The 10,940-nt window shown below is 67.0% G+C and carries 10 protein-coding genes; 1 reads left to right on the forward strand and 9 read right to left on the reverse strand.

The genetic code is table 11. From position 1 onward, the window contains the following. Positions 1 to 87: 87 nt before the first annotated feature. From VM054_06875 to mfd, 8 genes are all read right to left on the reverse strand, one after another. Positions 88 to 552 (reverse strand): PTS sugar transporter subunit IIA, encoded by a 465-nt coding sequence (locus VM054_06875; protein ID HUT98781.1) that lies wholly within the window; start codon positions 550 to 552, stop codon positions 88 to 90. A 188-nt stretch (positions 553 to 740) separates the two neighbouring features. Further along, positions 741 to 1,184, reverse strand: coding sequence for a hypothetical protein (locus VM054_06880; GenBank protein HUT98782.1), 444 nt, complete (start codon positions 1,182 to 1,184; stop codon positions 741 to 743). A 28-nt stretch (positions 1,185 to 1,212) separates the two neighbouring features. Continuing rightward, entirely contained in the window at positions 1,213 to 1,791 is a 579-nt protein-coding gene (locus VM054_06885) for an indolepyruvate oxidoreductase subunit beta (protein ID HUT98783.1), read from the reverse strand. A gap of 33 nt (positions 1,792 to 1,824) precedes the next feature. Beyond that, positions 1,825 to 3,633 carry an indolepyruvate ferredoxin oxidoreductase subunit alpha gene (gene iorA / locus VM054_06890; protein ID HUT98784.1) on the reverse strand — a complete coding sequence of 603 codons (1,809 nt, stop codon included), beginning with the start codon at positions 3,631 to 3,633 and terminating at the stop codon, positions 1,825 to 1,827. A gap of 645 nt (positions 3,634 to 4,278) precedes the next feature. After that, positions 4,279 to 4,581 carry a DUF503 domain-containing protein gene (locus VM054_06895; protein HUT98785.1) on the reverse strand — a complete coding sequence of 101 codons (303 nt, stop codon included), beginning with the start codon at positions 4,579 to 4,581 and terminating at the stop codon, positions 4,279 to 4,281. Further along, complete coding sequence (locus VM054_06900; protein HUT98786.1) at positions 4,581 to 4,799, reverse strand: hypothetical protein; 219 nt, start codon at positions 4,797 to 4,799, stop codon at positions 4,581 to 4,583. Before VM054_06900 ends, VM054_06895 begins: the two co-directional genes overlap by 1 nt. 13 nt (positions 4,800 to 4,812) lie before the next feature. Then, positions 4,813 to 5,010, reverse strand: coding sequence for a hypothetical protein (locus VM054_06905; GenBank protein HUT98787.1), 198 nt, complete (start codon positions 5,008 to 5,010; stop codon positions 4,813 to 4,815). Positions 5,011 to 5,088: 78 nt separating this feature from the next. Next, complete coding sequence (mfd, locus tag VM054_06910; protein HUT98788.1) at positions 5,089 to 8,544, reverse strand: transcription-repair coupling factor; 3,456 nt, start codon at positions 8,542 to 8,544, stop codon at positions 5,089 to 5,091. 115 nt (positions 8,545 to 8,659) lie between these two features. On the opposite strand from mfd, the gene VM054_06915 reads away from it, so the two are divergent. Then, the gene (locus VM054_06915; protein ID HUT98789.1) at positions 8,660 to 10,645 is read left to right on the forward strand and encodes a hypothetical protein; all 1,986 of its coding nucleotides are present in this window, start codon (positions 8,660 to 8,662) and stop codon (positions 10,643 to 10,645) included. A gap of 67 nt (positions 10,646 to 10,712) precedes the next feature. On the opposite strand, the gene VM054_06920 is transcribed toward VM054_06915, so the two are convergent. Next, positions 10,713 to 10,940: transposase (locus VM054_06920; protein HUT98790.1), on the reverse strand; the 228-nt coding region annotated here is incomplete at its 5' end.

Consider the following 10,940-nt stretch of genomic DNA (forward strand, 5'->3'; position numbering starts at 1 on the left):
GTGGGAGCGGCGCGCCGACGGGGTACGGGTGAGGGCTGCCTTTGATGAAAAGGCCCCCCGGGGGGCCTTTGGCACGCAGAAAAAGTGTCAGCGGTTATTTTCGTCGTGGTGCTTGAGAATCGTCCTCAGCTCGCGCTCGCCGCCCGCCTTCAAGAGCGACTCGCGGATCTCGGGCCGGTGGAGGAGCTTGGCGATGCGCGAAATGGTGTGGAGGTGCATGTGGGGGTCCTCCGCCGGACTTATCAGAAGGAACAGCAGTTTGACCTTTTCCTTCCCGTTCTTGCCGAATTTTATCCCGCCCTTGCTCCGGCCCACGGCGAGGATCGGCCTCTCGGGGCCGGCCATCATGATGTGAGGTATGGCGGCGCCGGAGCCCACCGCCGCCTCGTACTCCATCTCGCGGTTGAAGATGGCCGATATGACCTCGGCATTGGAGGGCAGCCCGGGTTGCCCCACCAGCAAGTGGGCCATCTCGTGCAGAGCCTCGTGGCTCTTCGTGGACGCCAGATCGAGATTTATCGCCCCTGCGGGGATCAGCTGTTCCAGTTGCAAGGGTTCTCCTTTATAAGTTCACCCGACCTAGCGCCGCGGCAGGGTCGGGTGGGTTGCACGATGGAGGTAGAATTTGCCGGTTTTGCCATATAAGAGGTTTCTGATGCGTTTTGGGGGACGTTCTCTCAACCACCCTATAGAATAGCGTCAAACGTCGGTTACGTCAAGTCATGCCTTCGCCGGTAGGCTCATCTCCGGTCGCACTTGGCCGGGTGGGTCAGGTAGTAGGCGAAAACCGAGGTAACGAAGAGGGTTGCGACCCCGGAGAGGATGAAGAACACGAGGGACGATATCGCCAGGCCGACGCCGGTGGCCAGGGCGATGTAGGTCGGGAACTGGGTGGCGTGTACGGTGAATTCGTCTCGCGGGGGCCTCTCCAGGAGGCGGTCCAGGGCGAACTGGAGGACCGCCGCCGCCACGGCGACGCCGAGGAGGTACTCGATCCACGGGACCTCTGGCAGGCCCATCGTCAACAGCACGGAGCGGACGAACCACCCCAGCCCGAAGGGGATGAAAAAGGCGATCCCCCAGCCGAGAAGGTCACCGAGAAAGCGCCAGGGGTGGCCGGTTAGGGCGTCGGCCAGCCAGAGGAGGATCAGGGTTCCGGCCAGGATTATTCCGGCGACGGTCATGTCACGCGCTCCGGCGGCAACTCTTTCCTCAACCCGTGCAGACGGCCCTTCCGGCCGCGAAGGCCCGCAGGTTCACCTCGACGTACTTGTCCTTGACCTGGCTTTTTATCGCGTCCCGCCAGTACTTTTCCTCCAGGGGCAGGGCGGGGGAGAGGGCGCCGAGGAGCACGATGTTGGCCGCCCGCGGCTCGCCCACCTCCTGGGCGATTTTCGTGGCGTTGAAGAGCCAGTACCGCTTCGTGGCCCGTTCGAGCCGTTCGTCTATGTCGGCGGGGTACTCGAAGGCCCCGGAGCTGACCGTCATGGGCCAGATTTCCAGGTCGTTGACCACGGCGACGCCGGCGCCCGGTTTGAGGTGGTCCAGCCAGCGCACCGCCTCGAGCCGCTCGAAGCCCATGAGCACGTCGGCCTCCCCGCGGCAGATCAGGGGGCTCTTGACCTCTTCGCCGAAACGGACGTCGGAGACCACGGAGCCGCCGCGCTGGCTCATGCCGTGGACCTCGGACTTCTTCACGTCGTAACCGGCCGCGAGTGCGGCCTCGGAGAGCACCTCGCTCGCCAAGAGCACCCCCTGCCCCCCCACGCCGCAGATCAAAACGTTCGTCATCGTCATGGAACACTTCCTTTCGGCGGAGCCGGCCTAAATCTTGTCGGCGCACCAGGAGCCCTTACGCCCCGGGTCGTCGCTCACGCGGGTGACGGCGTTGAACTTGCAGACCTGCTCGCACAGGCCGCAGCCCACGCAGAGGGAGTCATCGAAGCGGGATTTTCCGTCGGTGCCCATGGGGGCGATGCCGGGACAGCCCAGGCGGATGCAGGAGCGGCACTTGGTGCAGTTGTCCTCGTTGACGAAGTACTCCACGCGCTCGAGCTTCTTGGCCTCGGGAAGGAGCGCGCAGGGGCTCTTGAAGATTATCACGGCGGGCTCTTCCACGGCGACGGCCTCCTTCAGGGCCGTCTTCACCGCCTCCAGGTCCAGGGGGTTCACCGTACGCACCCACTTGACCCCGCAGGCCCGGACCAACTCGCCGAAGTCTGCCTCCCATGTGGGCTCCATCCGTAGCGTAAACCCCGTCGCCGGGTTCTGCTGGTGGCCGGTCATGGCGGTGATGCGGTTGTCCAGGATGCAGACCGTGGTGATGCCCTTGTTGTAAACGAGGTCTATGAGCCCTGTTATTCCCGAGTGGAGGAAGGTGGACTCGCCGATGGTGGCGACCATTTTTTTGGAGAACTCCCTGCCCTGGGCCAGCTCCAGGCCGAAGGCCACGGTGACCGCGGCGCCCATGCACACGCAGGTGTCCATGGCGTTGTGCGGCGGCAGGGCGCCCAGGGTGTAGCAGCCGATGTCCCCGGTGGCGGTCAGCTTGAGCGTGCGCAGCATGGCGTACACGCCGCGGTGGGGGCACCCCGGGCAGAGGACCGGCGGCCGCGGCGGCAACTGGCCCACGTCCACCGGGCTCGTGTACTCCCGGGCCACGGCGATTCCGGCCTTTTTGAACCCCTCGGCCACCCGCTCCTGGCTCAGCTCGTCTATTCCGGGGATTATCGCCTTCCCGATGACCGGAATGCCCAGCTCCAGGTTGCGGATCTCGTCCTCCAGGATCGGGTCGTTCTCCTCGACCACGTAGAGCCGGTCGTAGTTTTTCGAAAAATCGCGGATGAGCTTTTTCGGCAGGGGGTAGGCGAAACCGAGCTTGAGGAAATCGGCCCCGGGCAGGACCTCGCGGGCGTACTGGTAGCCGATTCCGGAAGCCACGACAGCAATCTTCCCCTCGCCCTTTACCACGAAGTTCCACGGGGAGCCGACCGCCTCCTCCTCCAGTCGGCCCAGCGCCTCCTCGAGCCTGGCGCGGCGAACCCGGGCCCGCGCCGGCAGAATCACCCGCCGCGCGTCGTCCTTGGTGTACGGCGGTATCTCCCGCGCCGTCCGCTCCCCGCAATCCACCACCGACTTGGAGTGGCAGACGCGGGTGGTCATGCGGACGAGAAAGGGGACCTGGTACTTTTCGCCCAGCTCGAGGGCGGTGCCCACCATGTCCTTGGCCTCCTGGGAGTCCGAGGGCTCGAGCATGGGAATCTTCGCGTGACGGGCGTAGTGGCGGTTGTCCTGCTCGTTCTGACTGGAGTGCATCCCCGGGTCGTCGGCGGTGACGACGACCAGGCCGCCGTCGGGGCCGATGTAGGCCAGGGAGAACAGGGGGTCGGCGGCCACGTTTAGCCCCACGTGCTTCATCGCCACCAGGGCTCTCGCTCCGCCGAAGCTCGCGCCGATGGCCACCTCCAGGGAGGTCTTCTCGTTGGTGGACCACTGGGCGTAGATTTCCTCGTACCGGCCCACGTTCTCCAGAATCTCGGTCGAGGGGGTGCCGGGATAGGCGGCGGCGATGTGGACGCCGTACTCGTACGCCCCCCGGGCGATGGCCTCGTTGCCCGACAGGAAGAGCTTCACGAAATCTCCTCGGGAGAACAGGTAAGGATGGCGGCCGACGGCGCTGACCGACGGTCTCTAGGTCACACCACAATCAGAAAGGGGTGGGCCTCAGCGACCGGGGGGGATGCCGCTGAACCAGGGTCCGCTCGTGAGAGAGCTGATTTGGGACATGATACCCGATGTGGTTGGGTGAACGTCCCGGGGTACTTGACCTCTAGCCCATCTTAACGTAAAAGGGGGCGCCGGTCAAGCGCCCCCGACACACCTGTTATTTAGGAGGCTGTTGAATATGAACGGGCCTGTCGGTGGGGAGCGTCTGGGGTGAGGGACGAGGTTTAAAAATCGGGCGGGGTACAGAGCCCCCGCCCTACGTTTTCTCCCTCTCCCTTTTAGGGAGAGGCTCGCCTACGGGCTGGGGTGAGGGTCAATGTTGGTAAAATAGATTGGTGTGGATGTCGTTCTCCCTCTCCCTGTGGGAGAGGGGTTAGGGGTGAGGGCTTCCTTAGAAAAAAAGGGCTGACCTGAAGGTCGGCCCGCGGGCGACCGTGGACGGTCGCCCCTACGTAGGAGCATTTTTGGAATGAGGGCTGCCGTCATTCCCCTCCCCCCTTTGGGGTGAGGGCCGGGGTGAGGGGCAAGGTTGGCGATGACGGCGGTCCCCCGTCATTCCCACAGCTCCTCGGCGGAACGGACCGCCCGTCGGATCCACGTAACCTCCGCCTCGCCTGAGTAAACGAGCCGCTCGAGGGTGTCCAGGGTCTCCTCGACGGTGGTGCAGCTTCCCGCGACGGTGGTGAAGGCGAGGGTGGCGGCCTGGAGGCGGTCCGCGTCCCCCACCTCGGCCGCGGAAACCTTGTAGCGGCTCCGGGCCCGCTCCTTGATGGAGCTCACCACCCGGCGCCGCTCCTTCTTGCTGCGGGCCTCGGGGATGAAAAGCTCCGCCTCCAGAACGCCCACGTAGAGCACTACCCGCTGCTCCGGGCCTTGATGAGCACCACGACGAAGTAGATGATGAGTATCAGGGCGCCGACGCCCAGCAGGATGTACGACACGGGCGCCTCGAGCTCGGCCCCGGCTATCACCAGGTTGTAGTCGAAGAAGCTCATGAGCGTCCCGGCGAGGCCGAGGAGGAATATGGTGATGCCGATGGTCAGGAGGATGCCTTTTCCGCGCGGTCGGGCCATGTTCTCTCCGTTTCTATTTGCGGCTTTTCAGCTTGTTGTAGACCCCTATTCCGGTGAGGGCGGCTCCGATAATTACGAGAACGAGGAACGACCAAACGGGCGTGACCCACCCGCCCACGGGCGGCTCGAAACCGTTGAATATAGGCAAAAGCAGGCCCAGGAGCCCGAGGGCGAGGAACCAGACCCCGCTGCGCCAGTCCACGAAGCCCATCTCGGTTCCTTTCGGTCACCGGTAACGGTATCAGTCGCCCCACCCCCGGTCAAGTGCCCGCGAGGTCGGCCGGAAAGCTCAGCCTCCGGCGAGTGATTCGTACAGATACGCGATGAGCTCCGCGGCCGCCCGGAGCGGGTCGTCCACCGCCCAGGCCTCCAGAAGCCCCTGACCGTGGGCGCCGATCCGCGGACGTAAATCGCTCACCGCCGCGCAGCCGGTCAGGTCCACCCGGCCCGCCCGGGAAAAATCGTTGAAGGCGAGGCTGATTCTCCTCCCGCTCGTCCGCACCTCCTTCACCCCGGCCGCGTCGCCCAGGAGCTTGACCTCCAGGGCGGCGAAGAGGTTCTCCACCTCCTCGGGGAGGGGGCCGAAGCGGTCGGTGAACTCCTCCTTGAGCTCCCCCGCCCGGTCCAGGGTCCGGCACTCGGCCAATCGGCGGTAGAGCCGGAGCTTCAGCTCGGGGCTCCCCACGTAGGAGTCGGGGAGGTAGGCGGAGAAATCGCCGGTGACCTGGGTCTGCGGCTCGCGGACCTCCACCGCCTCCCCCCGGAGCTCGGCCACGGCCTCCCGCAGGAGCCGCACGTAGAGGTCGAAACCGACCTGCTCGATGAAGCCCGACTGCTGCGGTCCCAGCACGTCCCCCGCCCCGCGCAGCTCGAGGTCCTTGAGCGCCAGCCGGTAGCCCGAGCCCAGCTCGTTGAACTCGGCCACCGCCGCCAGCCGCCGGTAGGCCAACTCGCCTATCACCCGCCGCGGGGGGGTGAAGAGGTAGGCGTAGGCCCGGTGCTTTCCCCGACCCACCCGACCCCGGAGCTGGTAGAGCTGCGCCAGCCCGAACCGGTCCGCCCGGTTGACGATGATGGTGTTGCAGTTGGGGATGTCGGTGCCGTTCTCGACGATGGTGGTGGTGACCAGCACGTCGTAGTCGTGGGCGATGAAGTCGTGCATCACCGATTCCAGCCGGCGGGGTGGGAGCTGCCCGTGGGCGACGCCGAAGCGCACGTCGGTCATCCGCTCCTGGAGGTAGGCCGCGACGGAGTCTATGGACTGGACGCGGTTGTGGACGAAGAAGACCTGCCCGCCACGCTCCAGTTCGCGACCCACCGCCTCGCGGATGAGCGCGTCCGACGCCTCGCCGATGTAGGTCTTTATCGGGTAACGCCCCACCGGCGGGGTCTGGATGTTGGAGACGTCCCGGGCTCCCATCATCGCCAGGTGCAGCGTCCGCGGGATGGGGGTCGCGGTCAGGGTCAGCACGTCCACCTGGCTGTACCGCTGCTTCAACAGTTCCTTCTGCCCAACGCCGAACCGCTGCTCCTCGTCCACGATGATCAGCCCCAGCTCCCGGAAGCGCACGTCCCCGGAGAGGAGGCGATGGGTGCCGATTAAAATATCCACCTCGCCCCGGCGGGCTTCGGCGGCAATCTCCCGCTGCCGCGCGGGGGGGATGAAGCGGGAGAGCATCTCGACGCGGACCGGGAAGGGGGACAGGCGCGAGCGGAAGGTCTCCAGGTGCTGCTCGGCCAGGATGGTGGTCGGGACGAGGACGGCCACCTGGCGCGAGTTCATCACCGCCTTGAACGCCGCCCGGACCGCCACCTCCGTCTTGCCGAATCCCACGTCGCCGCAGAGGAGGCGGTCCATGGGCCGCCCGCGCTCCATGTCCCCCTTGACCTCGAGGGTGGCCCGACGCTGGTCCTCGGTGTCGGTGAAGGGGAAGCTCTCCTCGAGCTCGGTCTGCCAGACGGCGTCGGGGGCGAAGGCGTGGCCCGGCAGGGCGTCCCGCTGGGCGTGCACGGCGATGAGCTCGGCGGCCAGGCTGGCCACCGCCCGCTTGACCCGCCGCTTGGTGTTCTGCCAGCGGGTGCCGCCCAGTCTGTCCACCGCCACTCTCTGCCCCTCGGCCGCGTCGTAGCGCTCCAGGCAGCCGAGGTTCCAGATGGGGACGTACAGTTTGGCGTCCCCCTGGAAGCCGATTTTCGCAAAATCGGCCTCCTCGCCCCCGTGCTCGAGCTTCTCCAGGCCGAGGAAACGGCCGACGCCGTGGTCGGTGTGGATGACGTAGTCCCCCTCGGCGAGCTCCAGGGATCGGTAGGTGTCGAGGTCGGTGACCCTGGGCCTTCCGCGCGACGTGAGCGGCGCCACCCGGCCGAAGAGCTCGTCGTCGGTCACCAGGACCAGGCCGAGCCCGGGCATCACCGCCCCGCCGGTCAGGGGGCACTGAACCACGGGCGGCGACAGCTTCTCCCCCGCCAGTATTTCCTCCAGCCGTTCCGTCTTTCCCCGGGTCTCGCAGGTGAGCACGGTCTGCCAGCCCCGGGCCTCCCAGTCCCGCAGGTCACTGAAGAGAGTTTCCAGGCGCCCGTGGTACCGCTGGGTCGGGAGGGCGTCCAGGGGCGGCGTGATGCGCTCGGACCGGGTCAGCCGTTCGAGGTCGTCGAAGAGCCGCGCCGGCTCGACGGCTGGCATGGGTATGGAAGATGTGTACTTCTGGCTCCGCTCCCCGAAGCCGTCCAGGGCGTGGGGCGCCGTCGGCGACGTGAGGCCGTCGGGGGTCAAGAGGGGAGGGTCGGCGAGTGTTTTTTCGTACTCGCTCCGGGCGAGTTTTGCGAAATCCCGCCGGGCGCCGTCGAACAGCATGAAATCGTCGAAGACCACCAGCGGACGCGCCTGCAGGTAGTCCAGGGGCCCCTCGAGCTCCGGGTAAAAATTTCCCAAAAGATACTCGACGCCGTCGAAGTAGGGCTCGCGGGCGAAGAGGCTCTCCAGCCTGGCGCGGGTCTCACCCCGCTCCAACCCGCCGAACAACCGCCCCACGGTCGCGGCTTCCACCACCGCCTCGCGGAGCGGGAGGACCGTCACCGATTTCACGCCGCCCGCGGTCCTCTGGGTTTCGGGGTCGAAACGGCGCAGGCCCTCGACGATGTTCCCGAAATACTCGAGGCGGACCGGCCCCTCCGCGCCGGGGGGGTAGAGGTCGAACAGGCCCCCGCGGCGGGCGTACTCGCCGGGCGTCTCGACCAGCGGGACCCGCCTGTATCCCAGGACGCCCAGCCGCCGGGCCAGCTCCTCGGGCGGCAACTCCGCTCCGGGCCTGATTTCGAAGACGTGCGCGAGGAGGGCGTCTTTGGGTAATATTTTTCGCGCGAGCGCCGCCGGGGTGGCGACGAGGACGCCCGCAAAACCCGCGCCGAGCCGGTGGAGCGTTTCCAGCCGGTCCGCGGCGGTTCGGCGCTCCGGCGAGTGTAGCTCGTAGGGGAGGAGCTCCCAGTCCGGCAGGTGGAGGGTTTTTTCGACGAAGGAGCCCAGGCTTGCCGCCAGCGCCTCGGCGCGTTCCTCGTCGGTGGTCAACAGGAGGATGGGCCGGTCAGGGAGGGCGTCGGAGAGCCCCGCCGTCAGGAACACCTTGGCCCCGGCGGGCAGCCCGGCGAGGTCCAGCCCCGGGGTCGTCTCCCCGGACAGACGCTCACACAGGGTGGAAAACGGCTGGTGGTCCCTGAGGTATCGCAGCAGGCGGTCGAGAGGGGGCACGGGTCCTCCGGGAAAAAGGCGCAAAAAGCTTAGCAGAGGCGGGAACGGGTGACAAGCCGCCGATTGCCCCGACCCCGGCGGCGGTGGTATCCTTGCGTGTTACACGGGAGGATGGATGAGCCTGTCCGAGTGGTGGCCCTGGGCCCTGCTCGCGGCCGTGGGGGTCACGGCGCTGGTCGCCCTTCTCTACCGCCGACCGGACCTGAGGCCCGGTTGGAGGATCCTTTTCGTCCTGCTCCGGGGAATCGCCATCACCCTCGCGGCCCTCCTGTTCGCCGACCTGGCCTGCCAGGTTCAACGTCCGGGGGAAGCGCCCGCCGCCGCCCTGGTCATTGACGACAGCGCCAGCATGTCCCTGGCCGATGCCGAGGGGCGCACCCGCGCCCGTTACGCCGAGGAGCTGGCGGAGGCCCTCCGGGCGGCCCATACCGACTTCGATTGGTCGCTGTACCGGCTAGGGGAACTTTCCGCCGCCGACCCGCTGGAGGCCGTGGAAAAACTCGCTTCCCGGCGACCCGACCTGGCGGCGGTCGTCGTGGTGGGGGACGGTGGAGGGCGGGTTCCCGTCACGGGTCTCGACACCCCATTCACGGTTCACGCCGTGACTGCCGGGGGCGCGTCAATATTCGACGTCGCTCTGGATGCCCCGCGTGGACCCCGGTTGGCCCTGGCGGGCAAGAGCGCCATGTTCCAGGTGGACGTGAGCCTCGTCGGGGACGGGCCGACCGAGGCGACTGTGCGGGCCTCGGCCCGGGAGGTTTTCGGCGGCCGGCGCGAGGTCGAGCTCGACCCGACCGTGGTGAACCTGTCCGAGGGCGCGGCCGTCGCCAGATTCCGCTTCACTCCCCCCACCGCGGGTTGGTGGCTCGTCGAGTTCGAAACGCCGACACTTAAGTCCGAGGCCACGCCTTTGAACAACGTCCGGCGGCTGTTGGTTGACGTCCGACAGGGGGAGATGACGGCCCTGGTGCTGGCCGGCGAGCCGGGCCCGGAGTCCTCCTTTCTCCAACGATCCCTGGAGCGGCTGCCCGGCGTCGAGGCGGGCCTCCTCTACCGACGGGCCGACGGCGCCTTCTACGACGCCGACGGAAAAGCCCGGAAGCCGGAGCCGGTCGCGCCCGACGCCCTCTTCCTGGTGGACCTTCTCCCCCAGGGGGAGCTTCTTTCGGGAATTTCCCGGCGCATCACCGAGGGTCGGGGGGTGGGGCTGCTCCTGGGAAGGCCGGGGTTGCTCATCACTTCAGACAGCGCTCTCCGCGACCTCTTCCCCGTCCCGCGCGACGCGGGCGACGTGCGGCTCGTCGTCGGTCAGGCCCGGGTCGTCCAGGCGAAAGGCGGACCCTTCGGCGGGCTGATCGGGGCCGATTTGCCCGCTCTGGTCACCTACCCGGAGGGGTTGAGGGACGCGGACGGGTCTTCCTTGGTTTTTGAAAATCCCGCCGGGCGGCGGATTCCCGGCGCGACGCTCGCCGCGTCCGGCGCGCCCCGGGTCGTGATGTGGGGGCGCGGGTGGTGGCGATGGGCGCTGGACACGGGTGGGGAAGGCGAAACGCCCTACGACGTTTTAGTGTCGGACCTCTTCGCCTACCTCTCCTCGCCTGTCTCCGACGACCGGCTCCTCTTGACGTTGGACCGGCGGCGGGCCGTGACGGGGCAGACCGCGGGCGTCGAAATCACCGGCGTGGCGGGCGGGGAACCGGTGTGTACGGTTCACGGCGTCGGGGTCGAGGACGGGCTCGCGGTGGAGCTGAGCGAAGCGGGGGAGGGGCGCTGGCGGGGGTCGTTCACCACCCGGGAGGCGGGTGCAATAGTCGTGCGGGTCGAGCTGGGCGGACAGACGGCCGAGGAGCCGCTGGTGGTCGAGCCAGATTTTTCCGAGTTCGAAAAACTTGCCCCGGACGCATCTACCCTGGCCCTCCTGGCGTCGCTCGGCGGAGGGCGATTGCTCTTCGGTCCCGAGGACGAGCTGCCGCTCGGTCCCGGCGCGGTCCCGGAGGTTTACGGGCGGGAGCCGCTCCGGGCCAATCCCTGGCTTCTGGGGGCGCTGATCGTGGTCATCGTGGGCGAGTGGTTCCTGCGCCGCCGGCAGAACTTACGGTGATTCTGAAAAAGTGCATTAAGAAAAAAGGCTTAAAAAAGCCTTTTTATTATTTAAGGCATCATATTATCTAACTGGACCAATCGAGGAGCGTATCCTGGAGGTACTTTAGCACGTTTTGGTCGCCGCGGTGGTTGAAGCGGAACTCCATCTCCCTGATGAACAGGTCGAAGTTGCGTTTGAAGCCGCCGTGATAGACCTTCAGCCGCCGCTTGGCGTAGCCCCAGAAGTTCTCGATGCCGTTGATGTGGCTGCGGCCGTTGGAGAAGGTCTCGCCGTGATTGACGCGCTCGTGATG

Source organism: bacterium, assembly GCA_035528375.1.
Taxonomy (GTDB): Bacteria; RBG-13-66-14; RBG-13-66-14; order RBG-13-66-14; family RBG-13-66-14; genus RBG-13-66-14.